Annotated in this window: 15 protein-coding genes, 1 tRNA gene and 2 pseudogenes; 8 read left to right on the plus strand and 10 right to left on the minus strand. The window is 65.6% G+C overall.

Annotated features, from left to right (window positions below):
• Window positions 1-74: 74 nt before the first annotated feature.
• Both ACFIMZ_RS12045 and ACFIMZ_RS12050 read right to left on the minus strand, forming a co-directional pair.
• A complete protein-coding gene (locus tag ACFIMZ_RS12045; protein WP_431819721.1) occupies window positions 75-1,304 on the minus strand; it encodes a tyrosine-type recombinase/integrase in 1,230 nt (409 codons plus the stop codon).
• 182 nt (window positions 1,305-1,486) lie between these two features.
• A tRNA-Leu gene (locus ACFIMZ_RS12050) sits at window positions 1,487-1,573 on the minus strand.
• 226 nt (window positions 1,574-1,799) lie between these two features.
• Between ACFIMZ_RS12050 and hpnD the strand changes: the two genes are divergently transcribed.
• Window positions 1,800-2,633 carry a presqualene diphosphate synthase HpnD gene (gene hpnD, locus ACFIMZ_RS12055; RefSeq protein WP_431822483.1) on the plus strand — a complete coding sequence of 278 codons (834 nt, stop codon included), beginning with the start codon at window positions 1,800-1,802 and terminating at the stop codon, window positions 2,631-2,633.
• A gap of 7 nt (window positions 2,634-2,640) precedes the next feature.
• Here hpnD and ACFIMZ_RS12060 read toward each other — a convergent pair whose 3' ends face one another.
• The 3 genes from ACFIMZ_RS12060 to ACFIMZ_RS12070 all read right to left on the minus strand — a co-directional run bounded on the left by ACFIMZ_RS12060 (window position 2,641) and on the right by ACFIMZ_RS12070 (window position 5,834).
• Complete coding sequence (locus ACFIMZ_RS12060) at window positions 2,641-3,855, minus strand: DUF1501 domain-containing protein (protein WP_431819722.1); 1,215 nt, start codon at window positions 3,853-3,855, stop codon at window positions 2,641-2,643.
• 52 nt (window positions 3,856-3,907) lie between these two features.
• Complete coding sequence (locus ACFIMZ_RS12065; RefSeq protein ID WP_431819723.1) at window positions 3,908-5,419, minus strand: DUF1800 domain-containing protein; 1,512 nt, start codon at window positions 5,417-5,419, stop codon at window positions 3,908-3,910.
• A gap of 136 nt (window positions 5,420-5,555) precedes the next feature.
• Entirely contained in the window at window positions 5,556-5,834 is a 279-nt protein-coding gene (locus ACFIMZ_RS12070) for a hypothetical protein (protein WP_431819724.1), read from the minus strand.
• A 258-nt stretch (window positions 5,835-6,092) separates the two neighbouring features.
• Here ACFIMZ_RS12070 and ompR point away from each other — a divergent pair, with 258 nt between their 5' ends.
• The 4 genes from ompR (at window position 6,093) to ACFIMZ_RS12090 (ending at window position 9,573) form a co-directional block, all read left to right on the plus strand.
• Window positions 6,093-6,827, plus strand: coding sequence for an osmolarity response regulator transcription factor OmpR (gene ompR / locus ACFIMZ_RS12075; RefSeq protein WP_370542727.1), 735 nt, complete (start codon window positions 6,093-6,095; stop codon window positions 6,825-6,827).
• Between the two features lie 40 nt (window positions 6,828-6,867).
• A complete protein-coding gene (locus ACFIMZ_RS12080) occupies window positions 6,868-8,226 on the plus strand; it encodes an ATP-binding protein (protein WP_431819725.1) in 1,359 nt (452 codons plus the stop codon).
• Window positions 8,227-8,420: 194 nt separating this feature from the next.
• Window positions 8,421-8,969, plus strand: a complete 549-nt coding sequence (locus ACFIMZ_RS12085; RefSeq protein ID WP_431819726.1) for a peroxiredoxin — start codon at window positions 8,421-8,423, stop codon at window positions 8,967-8,969.
• 76 nt (window positions 8,970-9,045) lie between these two features.
• Window positions 9,046-9,573 carry a carboxymuconolactone decarboxylase family protein gene (locus ACFIMZ_RS12090; RefSeq protein ID WP_059750586.1) on the plus strand — a complete coding sequence of 176 codons (528 nt, stop codon included), beginning with the start codon at window positions 9,046-9,048 and terminating at the stop codon, window positions 9,571-9,573.
• A gap of 279 nt (window positions 9,574-9,852) precedes the next feature.
• Here ACFIMZ_RS12090 and ACFIMZ_RS12095 read toward each other — a convergent pair.
• Together ACFIMZ_RS12095 and ACFIMZ_RS12100 are read right to left on the minus strand one after the other, a co-directional pair.
• Window positions 9,853-10,313: pseudogene (locus tag ACFIMZ_RS12095) on the minus strand (LysR family transcriptional regulator); the annotation flags it as partial.
• A gap of 63 nt (window positions 10,314-10,376) precedes the next feature.
• Complete coding sequence (locus ACFIMZ_RS12100) at window positions 10,377-11,420, minus strand: MDR family NADP-dependent oxidoreductase (RefSeq protein WP_431819727.1); 1,044 nt, start codon at window positions 11,418-11,420, stop codon at window positions 10,377-10,379.
• 111 nt (window positions 11,421-11,531) lie between these two features.
• Here ACFIMZ_RS12100 and ACFIMZ_RS12105 point away from each other — a divergent pair, with 111 nt between their 5' ends.
• Window positions 11,532-12,125, plus strand: a complete 594-nt coding sequence (locus tag ACFIMZ_RS12105) for a TetR/AcrR family transcriptional regulator (protein WP_431819728.1) — start codon at window positions 11,532-11,534, stop codon at window positions 12,123-12,125.
• Window positions 12,126-12,261: 136 nt separating this feature from the next.
• On the opposite strand, the pseudogene ACFIMZ_RS12110 reads toward ACFIMZ_RS12105, so the two are convergent.
• From ACFIMZ_RS12110 to ispD, 3 genes and pseudogenes are all read right to left on the minus strand, one after another.
• Window positions 12,262-12,422 (minus strand): annotated as a pseudogene (locus ACFIMZ_RS12110) (DUF3363 domain-containing protein); the annotation flags it as partial.
• 255 nt (window positions 12,423-12,677) lie between these two features.
• On the minus strand, window positions 12,678-13,163 hold the full coding sequence (gene ispF / locus ACFIMZ_RS12115) for a 2-C-methyl-D-erythritol 2,4-cyclodiphosphate synthase (RefSeq protein ID WP_095403036.1): 486 nt from the start codon (window positions 13,161-13,163) through the stop codon (window positions 12,678-12,680).
• Between the two features lie 28 nt (window positions 13,164-13,191).
• Entirely contained in the window at window positions 13,192-13,902 is a 711-nt protein-coding gene (gene ispD / locus ACFIMZ_RS12120) for a 2-C-methyl-D-erythritol 4-phosphate cytidylyltransferase (RefSeq protein ID WP_431819729.1), read from the minus strand.
• 107 nt (window positions 13,903-14,009) lie between these two features.
• Here ispD and mfd point away from each other — a divergent pair, with 107 nt between their 5' ends.
• Together mfd and argE are read left to right on the plus strand one after the other, a co-directional pair.
• Entirely contained in the window at window positions 14,010-17,486 is a 3,477-nt protein-coding gene (gene mfd / locus ACFIMZ_RS12125) for a transcription-repair coupling factor (protein ID WP_431819730.1), read from the plus strand.
• Window positions 17,487-17,609: 123 nt separating this feature from the next.
• Complete coding sequence (gene argE, locus ACFIMZ_RS12130) at window positions 17,610-18,830, plus strand: acetylornithine deacetylase (protein WP_431819731.1); 1,221 nt, start codon at window positions 17,610-17,612, stop codon at window positions 18,828-18,830.
• Window positions 18,831-18,840: the final 10 nt, after the last annotated feature.

Consider the following 18,840-nt stretch of genomic DNA (forward strand, 5'->3'; position numbering starts at 1 on the left):
TGCCATCGACTGAAAAGCGTTTTCGACCATCTGAGAAGGAACGAAATCGATCCACCACTGACGCCGAATCCAAATTACTCGTCGAATACACTTTCATCTACCGGCGAGTAGGTTCCGGCTTTTAGCGCGTCAAGTAAATCTGCCCATTGCTGCATCATTTTTGTGCGCTGCCGAATGAACCTAGTTCGGTTATATGCACGCCCATTTGCATCGGGCACGGCATGGGCAAGCTGCTGCTCAATGTACTCAGGTTTCTCTTCCAGCTCCTCATGGATCAACGTGCGCGCCATCGCCCGAAATCCATGACCGGTGATTTCCTGCTGCGTGTCAAATCCCATGCGCTTCAGCGCAGCATTGACTGCACCGTCGCTCATCGGACGATCCTTCGTGCGAGCACTTGGAAATACGTATTTTCCGTCACCAGTTAGGGCGTACAGCTCGCGGAGTATCACGAGAGCTTGGCGCGACAATGGGACAAGATGCTCCGTCTTGGTCTTGGTGACCAAGTACCGCCATTCAGCACGATCCAGGTCGAATTGACCCCACTCTGCCTTCCGAATCTCGCCTGGACGCTGAAACAACAGAGGAGATAACCGTAAAGCGCACTGCACGACGAAAGTGCCCTTGAATCCGTCAAACGCTCGAAGCAATTCGCCGACCTGGCGCCAGTCCGTGATCGATGCGAAGTGCTTGGCTCGCGGCACTGGAACGGCCCCAACCAGATCTCGGGCCGGATCGGCCTTGCAATAGCCTTCCCTAATGCCATACCGAAAGACCATGCTCAGTTCGGAGCGCACACGGTCAGCCGTATAGCGAGCGCCCCGCCCGGCAATGCGCTTCATCACGGATAGAATTTCAGGCGCATCGATTTGGTCGACGGGGCGCTTGCCCAACCACGGGAACACATCGCCGACGAAACGAGCCAATGTTTTGTCGTATTGTTTCGGCTCGACTCGGGAGCGGCGCTCTTCCATCCAGGCGCGCGCCACTGCCTCCAGGCTATTGGAAGCAGCAAGCAACGCCGCTTGCTTCGCAGCTTTTTTGGCTTCGCTCGGATCAACACCCTCGGCTATCTGGGTGCGTGCTTCGTCGCGTTTCTTTCGAGCAGCTTGCAGACTGACTGCCGGATAAGCGCCGATAGAAAGCGTTTTCTGTTTCTTGAACGCGTCGCGGTACAAATATCGCCAAAGCTTGCTGCCGGTAGGCATCAGGAACAAGAAAAGGCTATCGCCGTCGGCTAGCTTGTTGCCCGTACCATTGGGGTTGTACTTGGCGTTCTTGCACTGCAAGTCTGAGAGTGCCATCGGATATCCTGTTGGTATCGCCACGCGCCGGAAGCGCGTTGGTATTGGGATACCAACCAAAATACCATCAAACTGTGCGGATCGTGTTGGATTCCAGTGGACAGTGCCGGACATCAAAATCGGCGGAATCCTTATCTGGCTTGGCGTCCATGGACATTCCTGGACTCCCCGGGAATGTCAGTTGGTGCGTGAGGCCGGACTCGAACCGGCACACCCTTGCGGGCGTCAGGACCTAAACCTGGTGCGTCTACCAATTTCGCCACTCACGCGCATCTCTGTCGCCTGCCCGCGCATTGCGCACCGGGCCCGGGCCGTCGCGCCGACATGCAAAACCGGCGCGCCCGATCAGGCGAGCGCGAGATTCTACCCGATCCGCGCAGCATTGTCTGCATCCGCCGGCGAGGTTCACGCGCCGGTGCTAGAATGCCGCGCTTGACGCTTCCGGCGGTGCGCAACCGCACGTCCCCCGATACCGCCCCCGACCCGATTCCGCACGTGAATTTCGACGACTACTGTCAGCAGAAAGCCGCGCCCGCCGGCTCCAGCGTCTACTATGCGTTGCGGCAGGCGCCGTTCGCCGTCCAGCCGCGCCTCACGGCCCTCTTCGCGCTGCGCCGCGAACTCGAGGAAACCGTCAAGGAAACCAGCGACCCGACCGTCGGCCACACCAAGCTCGCGTGGTGGCACAAGGAACTCGCGGCGCTGGCCGCCGGGGAGCCGTCGCATCCGGTGACGAAGGCGCTCGCGCAGCATCATCCGTCGATCGCGGCCGAAGCCGATGCACTGCGCGCGCTGGTCAGCGGCTACGGGATGGATCTCGAACAGGCGCGCTACCTCGATTTCGCGAACCTGCGGCGCTACATCGCGCAGGTCGGCGGCGGCTTCGCGTCGCTCGTCGCGCGGGCCAGCGCCGCACGTCCGGCCGAGCCGCAGCAGTGGGCCGATGAAGTCGGCCACGCACTGATGCTCGCGCAATTCGTGCAGGAGCTCGGCAACGACGCGCGGCACGGCCGCATCTACCTGCCGATCGACGAGCTGCAACGCTACAACGTGACGGCCGCGGACCTGCTGAACCGGCGCTACAGCCCCGCGTTCACCGAGCTGCTGACGTTCCAGACTGCTCGGGCGCGCGACGCGCTCAAGGCCGCCGACGCGGCGATTCCCGCCGCCGAGCGCAGCGCGCAGCGCACGCTGCGCGCGCAACTCGCGCTTGCCGGCGCGCTGCTCGTCGAGATCGAGCGCGACGGCTACCAGGTCCTGCACCAGCGCATCGCGCTGACGCCGATCCGCAAGCTGTGGATCGCATGGCGCGCCGCGCGCCGCCGTTGACGCTCCGCTACGCCCTCAAGAGCGGCAGCGGCTCGAATCGCTGCTGCAGCACGCGCGTCGCATCAAGCCCCCACCACGACCCAAGCACCGTCGCATAGAGCTGGCGGAAGTCGACCTCGACCGGCAGGTTGCCGTTGCCGTCGAGCCGCCCGAGCGCGGGCGGCGCGCCGTACAGCCCGCCGGCCACGCGCCCGCCCATCACGAAATGCGGCGCGGCCGTGCCGTGGTCGGTGCCATTGCTCTGGTTCTCGCGCACGCGCCGCCCGAACTCCGCATACGTCATCACGAGCGTCTCATTCCAGCGCCCGAGTTCGAGCAGCGCGCCGCGCATCGCGCTCATCCCTTCGGCGAACTGCTTGAGCAGCGCCGCCTGCTGGCCCGGCTGGTTCTGGTGCGTGTCGAAGCCGTTGAGCGTGAGCCGCAGCACCGCGACCCCGTCCTGCGCGGCCGGCCCCGATGCCTCGCACGCGGCAAGCACCTGCATCGCAGTCTTCACCGCGGTGCCGAACGCGCCGCCCGGAAACGCCGTCCTGAATTCGCGCATCCCGCCGCGCGGCCGCAGCCGGTCCGCGGCCTTCACAATGTCGTTCTCGACGTCGATGATGTGCGCGAGCGCCGGGTTCTGCTCGCGCAGCGACACGGGCTCGGCGAGCCGCGCGGCGCGGATGAACTGCGCCGGATTGACGAGCGCGATCGCGCGCGCGCCGTTCGCGAGCGGCCCCATCTCGGCGCTGCCGAGCACCACGCCGTCCGCCGCGAAGCCGGGCGGCACCGGCGCCTGCGCAAACGTGCGCGTGAGCCAGCCTTCTTGCAGATACTGGTCGGAACGCGACGCGGTATCCCAGATCTCGATCGAGCGGAAATGCGACAGGTTCGGCTGCGGATAGCCGACGCCCTGCACGATCGCGACCTGCCGGTCGCGCCACAGCGGCATCAGCGCCGCGAGCGACGGATGCAGTCCGGCGCGCTCGTCGAGCTGCAGCACCTGCTCGCGCTTGATGCCGATGCTGCGCCGGAACGCGTAGTATTGCGGGTCCGCGTAGGGCACGACGGTATTGAGGCCGTCGTTGCCGCCCTTCAGCTCGACGAGGATCAGCACGTTCGCATAGCCCGCGCGCGCCTTCGTCGCGGCAAGCGGAGCGGCCAGCGCGCCGGGCTGCCAGAGCGACACGCCGGCCGTCGCGGCGGCGCCGGTGAGCGCGAGGAAATCGCGTCGGTTCATCGTGAATCCTTTGCCGGCCGCAGCGCATGCGTGCCGCGTCGGCGACTCGTCGTCATTTCAATTGATAGGCCGGATCCATCAGCAGCGCCTCGAGATACGCGCTGCCGGTCGATCCAGTGTCGATCGCCGCGACGGGCGGCACCGGCAACACCGCATGCTGCAGCTGAAGTTCGGTCGACAGCCCGGCAGGCGCCTGCGGCCGCGCGCGGTATTGCGCGAGCCAGCGTTCGAGATCGAAACGCAGGCCGCCGCGCGCGGGCTTCGCGGGCGTCGCACGCGGATTTCCGCCGGCCATCGCGGCCATCCCGCCGGGACTTGCCCCGGTCTTCGCCGCCATCGCGCCGGCGCTTCCATTGAGCGTCGCGGGACGCATGCCGGCCGTCTCGGTCGCGCGGAACAGCTGCTCGACGAACTGCTTGCGCGCGAGCAGCGTCGAGCTGTTGATCCAGATCGCGCCGCCCGGCCAGCCCTTGACGTTCGGCGGATAGAACAGGTTCTGCCCGAGCGTGCGCACGGTGTTCGCGAGCATCTGCGGATCGCCGTAGCCGACGTCGAACAGCCGCACCGACCCGACGACGAATTCCGCCGGCGACTTGACCAGCACGCCGCGATTGCGTGGATCCCAGAACGCGTCGGTCGACCACAGTGCGCCGAGCGCCGCGCGGATCTCGTAGCCGCTCGCGCGAAAGCGCTCGGCGACCGTCTCCAGTTCGCCCGCGTCCGGCGTATCGGACACGAACTCGCGCCACAGCTTGCCCGCGATGAAACGCGCGGTCTCCGGACGCTTCAGCAGGATGTCGAGGAAGCCGTCGCCGTCGAACGGCCCCGTCTCGCCGAGGATCGTCTTGTCCCCGGCATCGTGCCACTCGGTCCGCACGGCAAAGCGCAGCGTGTCGGGATCGATCGTCCAGCCGGTCATCGCGCGCGCGGCTTCGGTCACGTCGCGCTGCGTGTAATGCCCTTCGCCGAGCGTGAACAGCTCCATCACCTCGCGCGCGAAATTCTCGTTCGGGCGCCCCTTGCGGTTGCTCGCGCCGTCGAGATACTGCAGCATCGCCGGGTCCCTTGCGATCGCATGCAGCAGCGTGCCGAAATTGCCGAGCGCCTCGCGGCGCAGCAGCGCGTTCTGCGCGGCCATCGTCTGCGGAAACGGCACCTTGTCCTCGCCCGACGTGAAATGACCGTGCCAGAACAGCGTCATGCGCTCGGTCAGCGGCGACGGCGTCGCGACCATCTCGTTGACCCAGGCCGCGCGCAATGCATCGTAGCGCTGGTTGCGCGTGCGCTGCTCGTCGCGCCGCTGGTCCGGCGTCTGCGCCTGCCGCTCGGCGCGCGTCGGCGGCAGTTCGGCGAGCCAGTCGGGCCACGTCGCGGCCGGCTCGCGCCGCACGTTGCCGAGCGCGTCAGCCACCGCCTGCGCGCGCGTCAGGCCGACGAGGCGCGCCACGTCGGCGGGCGCCGGCGTAAAACCGGTGCGACTCAGGAAGAACAGCGCATCGTCCGCCTCGAGGGGCGTTTGCATCGCAGGCGGCAATGCCTGCGCGGCCGCGTTCGCTCGACTCATCGTGAAGGACTCCCGAAGCGCGCAATGCGCGCATGTGCCGGTTAAACGGCATCCGATGAGCGAAAGTTGACTGCAAAATTGCTACGGAATCTTTCCGCGCGGCGGGCTTTCCGGCGGCGGGCGGAAGCGGCGCGGGTCAGCGCTTGTACAGTTCGCGGACGGCGTCCTCGATGTGCTGGCGCAGCAAGTGGCGCTCCTCGGGCGTCATGTGCCCGTCGCGGCGGCGCTGCTCGAGATCGGGAGGCACGGCGGAGCGGGCAACGGCATCGGCGCGGTCGCCCTGCTGCGCCGCCTTGCCGCGGGGCAGCTTGCGCGACGAAGCGCCCGACTCGGGGCGTTGCGCATATGCGAAGTTCGACGCACACGGACCGGCGAGCGCGATCGTCAGCATCAGTGCAATCCGGGCAGATCGCATGACCGTCCTCGCTTCTTTGGTCGATTTGTTCCCTACGTCACGCGGCAACCGGCTACCTCTGGTACTTGAAAAACCCTGCGGAAATCGGGTGTGCAAACCATGAAAGATTAAGTGGAGCGAGTATCTACCGAATTTCGTCTTCGAGTAAAGGAATCTCTATAGCGTGCCTTTACTCCGCGCCACACCACGGGTAAATTTTGTAACTGACTGTAACGTGCCAAAATCCCCGGCCGCGCGCCATTTCCCATTCGCGATAAGATGCCGTTCATGGAAACGAAAAACCCCTCCAAGATTCTCGTCGTCGACGACGACCCGCGCCTGCGCGATCTGCTGCGCCGCTACCTGGGCGAGCAGGGCTTCAATGTGTACGTCGCGGAAAACGCGACCGCGATGAACAAGCTGTGGGTCCGCGAGCGTTTCGACCTGCTCGTGCTCGACCTGATGCTGCCCGGCGAGGACGGCCTGTCGATCTGCCGCCGCCTGCGCGGCAGCAACGACCGCACGCCGATCATCATGCTGACCGCCAAGGGCGAGGACGTCGACCGCATCGTCGGCCTCGAGATGGGCGCCGACGACTACCTGCCGAAGCCGTTCAACCCGCGCGAGCTCGTCGCGCGCATCCACGCGGTGCTGCGCCGCCAGGCGCCGGCCGAGCTGCCGGGCGCGCCGTCGGAAACGACCGAGGTGTTCGAGTTCGGCGAGTTCTCGCTGAATCTCGCGACCCGCACGCTGACGAAGTCCGGCCAGGAAATTCCGCTGACGACCGGCGAATTCTCGGTGCTGAAGGTGTTCGCGCGCCATCCGCGCCAGCCGCTGTCGCGCGAGAAGCTGATGGAGCTCGCGCGCGGCCGCGAATACGAAGTGTTCGATCGCAGCCTCGACGTGCAGATCTCGCGCCTGCGCAAGCTGATCGAGCCGGATCCGGGCAGCCCGCGCTTCATCCAGACCGTCTGGGGCCTCGGCTACGTGTTCATCCCGGACGGCGCGGCCTGACCTTCCCTTCTTCCGGCTTCGCCTGTCCACGGCCCGTCCCATGCGTATCGACCGGCGCCTTCTGCAGCTCGCCTTCGGCGGGCTGTTCTGGCGCACCTTCCTGCTGATCGCGCTGCTGATCTCGGTCAGTCTCGCGGCGTGGTTCCAGAGCTTTCGCGTGATTGAGCGCGAGCCGCGCGCGCAGCGCGTCGCGCTCCAGCTCGTCGCGATCGTCAAGCTCACGCGCACCGCGCTGCTCTATTCCGATCCCGACCTGCGCCGCGCGCTGCTGCAGGATCTCGAGAGCAACGAAGGCGTGCGCGTGTATCCGCGCGAGAAAACCGACAAGTTCAGGCTGCAGCCCGACGAATCGCTGAACCGCCTGATCGAGCACGACATCCGCAGCCGGCTCGGCGACGATACCGTGATCGCGCAGACGGTCAATGACATCCCCGGCGTGTGGATCAGCTTCAAGATCGACGACGACGACTACTGGGTCGCGCTCGACCGCGACCAGCTCGACACCGTCACGGGGCTGCAGTGGGCCGGCTGGGGGCTGTTCGCGCTCGCGCTGTCGCTGTTCGGCTCCGCGTTCATCACGAGCCTCGTGAACCGGCCGTTCTCGCGCCTCGCGCTCGCCGCGCGGCAGGTCGGCTCGGGCCAGGCGCCCGAGCGGCTGCCGGAGCGCGGAATGGGCGTCGCCGCCGACACCAACCGCAGCTTCAACCAGATGGTGCGCGACCTCGAACAGCTCGAGGCCGACCGCGCGCTGATGCTCGCGGGCATCTCGCACGACCTGCGCACGCCGCTCGCGCGGCTGCGCCTCGAAACCGAGATGAGCCCGTCCGACCAGGCGACCAAGGACGCGATGGTCGACGACATCGAACAGATGGACCGCATCATCGCCGCGTTCATCGACTACGCGCGCCCGACGCAGCGCCGGCCCGAGCCCGTCGACCTGTCGACGATCGTGCAGGAAGTCGCCGCGCGCATCTCGGGCGAGGACGGCGTGCAGATCCAGACGCGGCTCGCGCCCACCGCCGTCATCGAGGCCGACGAGACCGACATGCGGCGCGTGATCGGCAACCTCGTCGAGAACGCGCGCAAGTACGGCCAGAGCCGGCAGGACGGCGTCGCGCGCATCACGCTCGAGACGCGCGTCTCGCACGCGCGGGTCGAGCTGTCGGTCAGCGACGAAGGCCCCGGCATCCCGGAGGACCTGCTGCCGCTCGTGATGCGGCCGTTCTACCGCGTCGACACCGCCCGCACCAAGGCGGACGGCACGGGCCTCGGGATGGCCATCGTGCAGCGCCTCGTCGGCCGCTATCGCGGCGCGTTGCGCCTGCGCAACCGCAGCCCGGAACCCGGGCTCGAAGTCACGCTCGAATTCCCCGGCGGGAAAACGCGTGCGACTGCGTGACGCGCCAGCGCACACGTATTGCGCTGCACACTATCGATCCGGTTGAAAAAAACTATGAGGATCGTTAGTTAAAATCTATTGAAGCACTTAATCAATAGTGCTACAGTCTCCCCCATGCTGTCACATCACCGTTGCAGCACCGAGGTAGCTTGACTCAAGTCTTCTTCCCAACTCACTCATACAGGAGTAGCCGCATGAAAACCGTGGGCGATAAACTCGAAGCCTTCACCGTCGTAGCCGCGAAGCCGGGCTTCAACCACCACGAGGAAAACGGCCAGTCGGCGTTCGAGACCGTCACCGAAGCGTCGTTCCCGGGCAAGTGGAAGATCATCTACTTCTATCCGAAGGATTTCACGTTCGTCTGCCCGACGGAAATCGTCGAGTTCGCGAAGCTGACGAAGCAGTTCGAAGAGCGCGACGCCATCCTGCTGGGCGGCAGCTCGGACAACGAATTCGTCAAGCTCGCATGGCGCCGTGAGCACAAGGACCTGAACAAGCTGAACCACTACTCGTTCGGCGACGTCAAGGGCGAACTGATCGACCAGCTCGGCGTGCGCGACAAGGAAGCCGGCGTGGCCCTGCGCGCGACGTTCATCGTCGATCCGGACAACACGATCCAGCACGTTTCGATCAACAACCTGAACGTTGGCCGCAACACGGACGAAATCCTGCGCATTCTGGACGGTCTGCAAACGGACGAACTGTGCCCGTGCAACCGCACTGTCGGCGGCGCAACGCTGTAAGCGCATCGATGCACGAAGCCCGCGGCGCACGTCCTGCCTGCGGGCTTTTTTAACGGCCAACCCATAGGAGATATCAATGGAATTCATCGACTCGATTAAGGCGCGCATCCCCGACTACGCGAAGGACATTCGCCTGAACCTCGACGGCACGATCTCGCGCTCGTCGCTCGAAGGCAACGACGCGGTCGGCGTCGCGCTGGCGGCGGCGTTCGCGGCCAAGAGCACGGCGATCGTGAAGACGATCCGCGAAGCCGGCGTGCTGTCGCCCGAGGAAACCAACGCGGCGCTGACCGCGGCCGCGCTGATGGGGATGAACAACGCCTGGTATCCGTATGTCGAGATGGCCGACGACGCCGACCTGAAGACCCAGCGCGCCGAGCTGCGGATGGGCGCGTATGCGTCGCACGGCGGCGTCGACAAGCGCAAGTTCGAGATGTATGCGCTCGCCGCGTCGATCGTCGGCAAGTGCCACTTCTGCGTGAAGTCGCACTATGCGCTGCTGAAGAACGAACAAGGCATGACCGTCACGCAGCTGCGCGACGTCGGCCGCATCGCGTCGGTGATCAACGCCGCCGCGCAGGTGATCGCCGCCGAAGGCGAATAGGCATCGCCGCGCCGGTCCGCACGGATCGCGCAAAAAGCAAAACGCCACGCGTGCCTGCCTCGCGTGGCGTTTTTCATTTCACGATGACTCCAGCCCGGCACTCCGCTGGACTGCACCGAAGCCAGATACAGCAGGTTTATCAGTCACTTAGGTGGGTTCAGCATATGCCGGTGCATTCCGAAACCTGACCCGACTTCCTCTTTGCTGGCCGCTATGAGGCCCCTGGGAATCGGGCCATTCCAAGGAGTCGTCATGGCAAAGCTCAAGCTCACCAAGTCCAAGCGGTTCGATGTCCATAGCGCGAAGGACACGCGCGATTTGTCGGCTGTAGCCCTCGTAGAGGTGCGAATCACGCATTACCAGCGGTAGCGCAACACTTCTTCCAGCGGGATGTGCTTGTGGGTCAGCAGGGGATGCCGCACGGGAACGGTCCCCACCAGCGGATCGCTCCAGGCCAGCTCCGCTAGCAAGCCGTCGCCGGCTGCGACGGCTTTGACGCCCTCGCCTGCCTGCTGCAAGGCGATGAAGATGCGCGGAACATGCTCCAGGAATACCTGCCTGGCACGCGACAGGCGGGTGCTGCGCGTGTTGCGGATGAACAGGCGCGTACCCAGGTCTTCTTCCAGTTCGTTGATAGCCTGCGACAACGGTGACTGTTCAATGTGCAATCGCTCCGCCGCACGAGCAAAGTGCAGTTCTTCGGCAACGGCCAGAAAGCAGCGAAGATGACGAAGATCCATATGACGTCACCTCCTTTGCATGTTGCGATACATTAAAAACATCAAGACGTGTTGATAAGTTAGCTATGGCTGCACAAAAACAGCCCCAAGATAGCTTCCTTTCGTTGCTTCCTGGAGAGCGCCTGGCGCAGATGCCAATCCCTTGACTATCGAAAATGGGAATTGAATTTGGCCGGCTTCAAGCCACGTGGAAAATTGGCTCCGCCATGCTTGCATGGCTTTCGGATCGTGGTCTGCGCTATAGCCCCGGATCATGAGTTTCTTTAGAAGAATCTGTTTGGAATCTAACTGGACAGGCGCCACACGGCCATTCCCTGATGGGGCCAGTTGCCCAGACAGCGTCCCGATCACAAGTATCCGGCCGCCTTCATTGGCAACTTCGGTCGCTGCCCGTAATTGTTCGCCGCCAACGCTATCCAGCATGACGTCTATCCCATTGGGCGCGGCCTGACGCAACTGCGAAGTCAAGGATTCTTGCGTCTCTCGAATGATGGCGGCGTCGTAGCCCAATTCGGTGATGAGGCGATTCGCCTTCTCTTGAGTGCTGGTGCTGCCAATTACGCGCCTGGCGCCCAGCAGGCGAGCGATCTGTCCGGCCATCGAGCCAATTGCACCGGCCGCGCTCGATACGAATACCGTGTCGCCGCGTGCAATCTGTACGCCACGCGTCAGCGCCGCATACGCCGTCCAACCGTGCCCTAGATAGGCTAGGACGCCCACGGGGTCGGCGAAGGGTTTGCCAATGCGCAGGCATTGCGCAATGGGAACCAGGGCGTAATCACGCCAGCCATAGGGGTGCTGCACGAGGTCCCCGGGCTTCAAGCCGCTGCCCTCGGGCGCGGAATCGACTTCAGCGATGGCCTGGCCCATCAAGGCGTCACCTGGACTGAAAGCAGGAAATGGCACGCCTGGGATGTTCCGGGCGCCCTCGCTGATCATTTGCCGAAGTGAGGGCGATATGACGAAGAAGAGATTCCGCACCAGAACTTGCGTTGCATTGGGTGACGGAATCTGTACCGCGATAAGTTCAAAGTGCTCGGAGGTCGGGAGGCCCGCGGGCCGGGACTTCAGCCGGATTTCATGGCCGGATTGTGTTTCGATGGGCATGTGTCAGGTCTTCAACAAGCTGAGGTGAGATATTAGAATGTGAGCGGATGACTCACATTATTCGCGGAGACCTATCACTTGCCTACTCGCATTTCCACCGGACAGAACGTCATGCGCAAGTCCCCTGTGCAGGCGCGTTCGCGGGCCACGCTGGAGGCGATCCTGGACGCCACCGCTCACATTCTTGGCGCGCACGGCTGGGCAGGCGTCAGCACCAACTCCGTCGCGGAAAAGGCGGGTGTCAGCATCGGGTCTCTCTATCAGTACTTTCCCAATAAAGCGGCGCTCGTCACGGCAGTACGAAAACGCCATTTCGATGAGGTATTGGCTGTTCTGAAAACTGCGACCAACAACAGTTTGTCGCGGGCCGCGCGTGTCTCGGCTTTTGTGGACGGGATGATTGCCGTGCATGCGCGCCATCCAGCCGCACATCGGGTTCTGCTGGAGGGGGCACCGGAAAACATGAAATCCAGCGACATGGATTACCTGTTTGAGACCGCGTACCGCCAAGGCTGTGAGAATTTTTTTGTCTCTAACGCGCGAGATCACCGATCGAGCGATCCCCGTATTCCAGCCTTGGTCTTGTCCGCTGCCGTGGCGGGGGCCATTCACGAAGCAGCCCGCCAAGATTTTCTGAATTCCTTGGAGCTCAAAGCCGAGCTTGTCAGACTGGTGGAATCCTTTTTGATAAAGAGGCGCTCATGATGCAAGCATGCAAATGCAACCCAGTGGCTGAGTCGAACGACATGGCTACGGGAGGCAAGTTCCTGTTCGCGTGCGTGTATTCATGGAGTTCTTGCAGCCGCAGTTCGTTCCGGTTGCATCAAGCAACGTCAAAGGATCAAGCAATAGATAGTCCTTTCTGACGTCCAATCTCCCACGACACTCCACCGCCGCTTGCTGTCTCGGCGATCTGCTGCCCCAACTGCGGCTCAATCACCGGCTTGTACGGCAACAGTGAGAATCTCATGCTGTCGCTCAGCATCGCGAACGCCCGCTGGATTGCTCCAAGGTTCGTCTTTGCATGGCACCCATACGGCCCTTGGTCTATCAAGCGTCAAGGACACACAGCTGCTGGAATCGAGGCTAAGTGGCTGTCTTGTTTAAGCTTTTTCCTGCATTGCCATTACAGAAAAAACTTGACAACAGACATTTTTCATTTCCGTAAGCGTTTGTGCGGCGCGGGACCAACCGGCGCCGGCCGCGGCACGGGCTGCCTCGTCGCACCGCCGCGCGAGCCAGCCCCGCCGCGGCCCGTTAGCCGCCCTGCTTCACCAGCAGCGCGGCGGCCTGCGCCTCGATGCCCTCGCCGCGGCCGAGATAGCCGAGCTTCTCGTTGGTCTTCGCCTTCACGTTCACGCGGTCGAGCGGCAGGCCGAGATCCTCGGCGATGTTCGCGCGCATCCCGTCGATATGCGGCGCGAGCTTCGGCGCCTGCGCGATCACGGTGCTGTCGACGTTCTGGATCGTGAAGCCCGCGGCCTTCACGCGCGCCGCGCATTCGCGCAGCAGCACGCGGCTGTCCGCGCCCTTGAAGGCCGCGTCGGTGTCGGAGAAGTGGCGGCCGATGTCGCCGAGCGCCGCCGCGCCGAACAGCGCGTCGGTGATCGCGTGCAGCAGCACGTCCGCATCCGAGTGGCCCAGCAGGCCGCGCTCGTATGGAATCGTCACGCCGCCGATGATGAGGGGGCGCCCCGGGACGAGCTGGTGCACGTCGTAGCCTTGTCCGATTCTGAAATCCATGCGTGTTCCGATTGAGATTGAGTGGGGGTCAGGTGGATTGCGGGGCGCGCGCGAGGATCGCTTCCGCCAGCGCGAAGTCTTCCGGATACGTGACCTTGAAGTTGCGCAGGCTGCCCTGCACGACGCGCGGCGTATGGCCGGCCCATTCGATCGCGCTCGCCTCGTCGGTCAGGTCGTGCCCTTCCCGCTGCGCCTGCAGGATCGCTTCGCGCAGCATGCCGATGCGGAACATCTGCGGGGTCTGCGCCTGCCACAGCGCGTCGCGCGACTCGGTGCGCGCGATCGCGTCGCCGCCGGCCGGCACGCGCTTCAACGTATCCGCGACCGGCAGCGCGACGATCCCGCCGACCGGGTCGTCCTTCAGCGTCGCGACCAGCGTGCGGATCAGCTCCGGCGTGATGCCGGGGCGCGCGGCGTCGTGCACGAGCACCCAGTCGTGGTCGGTTGCGCCGAATTCGGTCAGCTCCAGCAGGCCGTTCAGCACCGACGCCTGCCGCGATGCGCCGCCGCAGCGGCGCACCGCGAAGCGCAGGCCGGCAAAGCGGCGCGCGTCGAAATGCGTGTCGTCGGGCGCGAGGACGACGAGCGTCTGCGCGAACTCGCTGCATCCGTCGAACGCGGCGAGCGTGTAATGCAGGAGCGCGCGCCCGGCGAGCGTGCGGTATTGCTTCGGCACGGCCGAGCCGGAACGGCTGCCCGTGCCGGCACAGGGAATCAGGGCAAAAAGTCGGGGAGTCACGAAGGGAAACGCCGAAAAGATGAAATCAAGAAGCGGATTTTATAATAGGTCTTTCGTCTCGACCGGCGCACCGCGATGCGCCTCGCGCCCGCTACCCTGCCGCCCCTATGCCAGACAACGCTTCCAACCCGTCCGCGTCGCCCGTCGCACGCGTCAAGCCCGGCCAGCGCTTCGCCTTCGACGGCGCCCACGGCTCCGCCGATGCGCTCGCCATCGCCCGCTATCTTGCCGACAACCGCAACGACCTGCCGCTGCTCGCGGTGATCTGCGCGAACGCGGTCGACGCGCAGCGCCTCGCGCAAGAGATCCGCTACTTCTCCCCCGACGCGCGCGTGCGCCTGCTGCCGGACTGGGAAACGCTGCCGTACGACACGTTCTCGCCGCACCAGGACCTCGTGTCCGAGCGGCTCGCCACGCTGCACGACCTCGGCGAAGGCCGCTGCGACGTGCTGCTCGTGCCGGCGACGACCGCACTGTACCGGATGCCGCCCGCGTCGTTCATGGCGGCCTACACCTTCGCGTTCGCGCAGGGCGAGCGGCTCGACGAGGCGAAGCTGAAGGCGCAGCTCACGCTCGGCGGCTACGAGCACGTGAGCCAGGTCGTGCGGCCCGGCGAATACTGCGTGCGCGGCTCGCTGATCGACCTGTTCCCGATGGGCTCGCCGCTGCCGTACCGGATCGACCTGTTCGACGACCAGGTCGACTCGATCCGCGCGTTCGATCCGGACACGCAGCGCAGCCTCTACCCGGTGCGCGAAGTGCGCCTGCTGCCGGGCCGCGAATTCCCGTTCGACGAGGCCGCGCGCACCGCGTTCCGCAGCCGCTGGCGCGAGACCTTCGAAGGCGACCCGAGCCGCGCGCCGATCTACAAGGACATCGGCAACGGCGTGCCGTCGGCCGGCATCGAGTACTACCTGCCCCTCTTCTTCGACGAAACGGCGACGCTGTTCCACTACCTGCCGCAGGACGCGCATCTCGTGTTCACGGGCGACCTCGACGCGTCGATCCGCCGCTTCACCGCCGACACGAAGCAGCGCCACGCGTTCCTGGCGCACGACCGCGAGCGGCCGATCCTCGAGCCGCAGCGCCTGTTCCTGTCCGACGAGGATTTCTTCGCGTTCGCGAAGCCGTTCGCGCGCGTCGTGCTGCCCGCGCAGCCGGCGGGCGGCTGGGCGACCGGCCTGCCCGAGCTCACGGTCGACCGCCATGCCGACGATCCGCTCGCCGCGCTGCGCACGTTCATCGACACGTCGGGCAAGCGCGTGCTGCTGACCGTCGAATCGGCCGGCCGCCGCGAGACGATCCTGCAGCTGCTCGCCGAGCACCATCTGCGGCCGACGTCGAACGACCACTTCGCCGGCTGGCTCGCGAGCGACGAACGCTTCGCGCTCGGCGTCGCGCCGCTGTCGAGCGGCTTCGTGGTGCCGGGCGAAGGCTACGCGATCGTCACCGAGACCGAGCTGTACGGCGCGCTCGGCCGCCGCGCGGGGCGCCGCCGCCAGGAGCAGGCGAGCAACGTCGACGCGATGGTGCGCGACCTGTCCGAGCTGAAGGTCGGCGACCCGGTCGTGCATGCGCAGCACGGGATCGGCCGCTACATGGGCCTCGTGTCGATGGATCTCGGCGAAGGCGAGACGGAATTCCTGCACCTCGAATACGCGGGCGACAGCAAGCTCTACGTGCCGGTCGCGCAATTGCACGTGATCTCGCGCTACAGCGGCGCCGATCCGGACAGCGCGCCGCTGCACGCGCTCGGCTCGGGCCAGTGGGAGCGCGCGAAGCGCAAGGCCGCGCAGCAGATCCGCGACACCGCGGCCGAGCTGCTGAACCTGTACGCGCGCCGCGCGGCGCGCGAGGGCCACGCGTTCGCGCTCGACCCGCGCGACTACGTGAAGTTCGCCGAGAGCTTCGGCTTCGAGGAAACGCCGGACCAGGCCGCGGCGATCGCGGCCGTGATCGGCGACATGACGAGCGGCAAGCCGATGGACCGCCTCGTGTGCGGCGACGTCGGCTTCGGCAAGACCGAGGTCGCGCTGCGCGCCGCGTTCATCGCGGTGCTGGGCGGCAAGCAGGTCGCGCTGCTGTCGCCGACCACGCTGCTCGCCGAGCAGCACACGCAGACCTTCGCGGACCGCTTCGCCGACTGGCCGGTGCGGATCGTCGAGCTGTCGCGCTTCAAGACCGCGAAGGAAGTCAACGCGGCGATCGCGCAGATCAACGAAGGCAGCGTCGACATCGTGATCGGCACGCACAAGCTGCTGTCGTCGGACGTGCAGTTCAAGCGGCTCGGCCTCGTGATCATCGACGAGGAGCACCGCTTCGGCGTGCGCCAGAAGGAAGCGCTGAAGGCGCTGCGCGCGGAAGTCGACGTGCTGACGCTGACCGCGACGCCGATTCCCCGCACGCTCGGGATGGCGCTCGAGGGCCTGCGCGACTTCTCGGTGATCGCGACCGCGCCGCAGAAGCGGCTCGCGATCAAGACCTTCGTGCGCCGCGAGGAGGAAAGCGTGATCCGCGAGGCGATGCTGCGCGAGCTGAAGCGCGGCGGCCAGGTGTACTTCCTGCACAACGAGGTCGAGACGATCGAGAATCGCAAGGCGATGCTCGAGGAACTCGTGCCCGAGGCGCGCATCGCGATCGCGCACGGCCAGATGCACGAGCGCGAGCTCGAGCGCGTGATGCGCGATTTCGTCGCGCAGCGCGCGAACGTGCTGCTGTGCACGACGATCATCGAGACCGGCATCGACGTGCCGAGCGCGAACACGATCATCATGCACCGCTCGGACAAGTTCGGCCTCGCGCAGCTGCACCAGCTGCGCGGCCGCGTCGGCCGCTCGCACCACCAGGCGTATGCGTACCTGCTCGTCCACGATCCGCAGGCGCTGACCAAGCAGGCGCAGCGCCGGCTGGAAGCGATCCAGCAGATGGAGGAGCTCGGCTCGGGCTTCTACCTCGCGATGCACGACCTCGAGATCCGCGGCACCGGCGAGGTGCTCGGCGACAAGCAGTCGGGCGAGATCCACGAGATCGGCTTCCAGCTGTACACGGAGATGCTGAACGACGCGGTGAAGGCATTGAAGAACGGCAAGGAGCCCGACCTCACCGCCCCGCTCGCCGCGACGACCGAGATCAACCTGCATGCGCCCGCGATCCTGCCGGCCGACTACTGCGCGGACGTGCAGGAGCGGCTGTCGCTGTACAAGCGTCTCGCGAACTGCGAGCACGGCGACGCGATCGACGGCATCCAGGAAGAGCTGATCGACCGCTTCGGCAAGATGCCGCCGCAGGCGCACGCGCTCGTCGAGACGCACCGGCTGCGGCTCGCCGCGAAGCCGCTCGGGATCACGAAGATCGATGCGAGCGAGGTGGCGATCGGGCTGCAGTTCGTGCCGAATCCGCCGATCGATCCGATGCGGATCATCGAGATGGTGCAGAAGCATCGCCACATCAAGCTCGCGGGACAGGACAAGCTGCGGATCGAGACGCGCTCGCCGGATCTCGCGGTCCGCGTGTCGACGATCAAGGAGACGCTGCGCGCGCTCGGTCATTCGAACCGGCAGGACGCGGCCGCCGCGTCGCGCTGAGCGGCCGGTTCGACGGCCTGCCGAGTCGAAAGGCGCCGCGTTGCTGCAGCGCATCGCGGCCCGCCAGAGCGGGTCGCAGCGTTTTTGAGTATGATTTTCGCATTCATCCGACGGAGTTGAGCCATGCCCACCCTCGACGCGACGGCCCCGGCCGCTGCCGACCACGACGACGTATCGCTCGTCAGCCTGCCGTGGATCAGGCAGCTCGTTTCGATGGACACGACGAGCCGCGTGCCGAACCTCGGCCTGATCGAAACGGTGCGCGACGCGCTCGCCGCCCGGGGCATCGCGTCCGTGATCACGCACGATCCGCGCGAAGGCTGGGCCAACCTGTTCGCGACCGTCCCCGCGCATGACGGCGCGACCGACGGCGGCATCGTGCTGTCCGGGCACACCGACGTCGTGCCCGTCGACGGCCAGCAGTGGGACAGCGACCCGTTCCGGCCGGAACTCCGCGACGGCCGCCTGTACGGCCGCGGCACCTGCGACATGAAGGGCTTCATCGGCGCGGCGCTCGCGCTGCTGCCCGAGATGCAGGCGGCGAAGCTCGCGAAGCCGATCCATTTCGCGCTTTCCTACGACGAGGAAATCGGCTGCGCGGGCGCGCCGCTGATGATCGCGGATCTGGTCAAGCGCGGCGTGAAGCCGTCCGGCTGCATCGTCGGCGAGCCGACCGGGATGCGCCCGATCATCGCGCACAAGGGCATCAACGCGTACCGCTGCTGCGTGCGCGGCCACGCGGCGCACTCGTCGCTGACGCCGAAGGGGCTGAATGCGATCGAATACGCGGCGCGCCTCATCTGCCACATCCGCGACATCGCCGAGCGCTTCCGCGCCGAAGGCCCGTTCGACGCGCTCTACGACGTGCCGTTCTCGACCGCGCAGACGAGCACGATCCAGGGCGGCAACGCGATCAACACGGTGCCGGCCGAATGCCGTTTCGATTTCGAGTTCCGCAACCTGCCGACGCTCGATCCGGAGCAGATCTTCGCGCGCATCGAAGCCTATGCGCAGGAAACGCTGCTGCCGCAGATGCGGCGCGAGCATCCGAACGCGGCGATCGAATTCGCGAAGATCGCCGCGGCGCCCGGTCTCGACGCGACCGAGCAGGCGGCGATCACGCAGCTCGTGCGGGCGCTGACCGCCGACCAGGACAAGCGCAAGGTCGCGTACGGCACCGAGGCCGGCCTGTTCGAACGCGCGGGCATCCCGAGCGTCGTGTGCGGGCCCGGCTACATCGAGCAGGCGCACAAGCCGAACGAATACGTGGAGCTCGCGCAACTGGCCGAATGCGAGCAGTTCCTGCGCAAGTTCATCCGCAGCATGTCGGTCGACGCGCACTGAGCGTTTCCCG

The sequence above is a fragment of the Burkholderia sp. F1 genome (assembly GCF_050813845.1).
In the GTDB taxonomy this organism is placed as follows: Bacteria; Pseudomonadota; Gammaproteobacteria; order Burkholderiales; family Burkholderiaceae; genus Burkholderia; species Burkholderia ubonensis.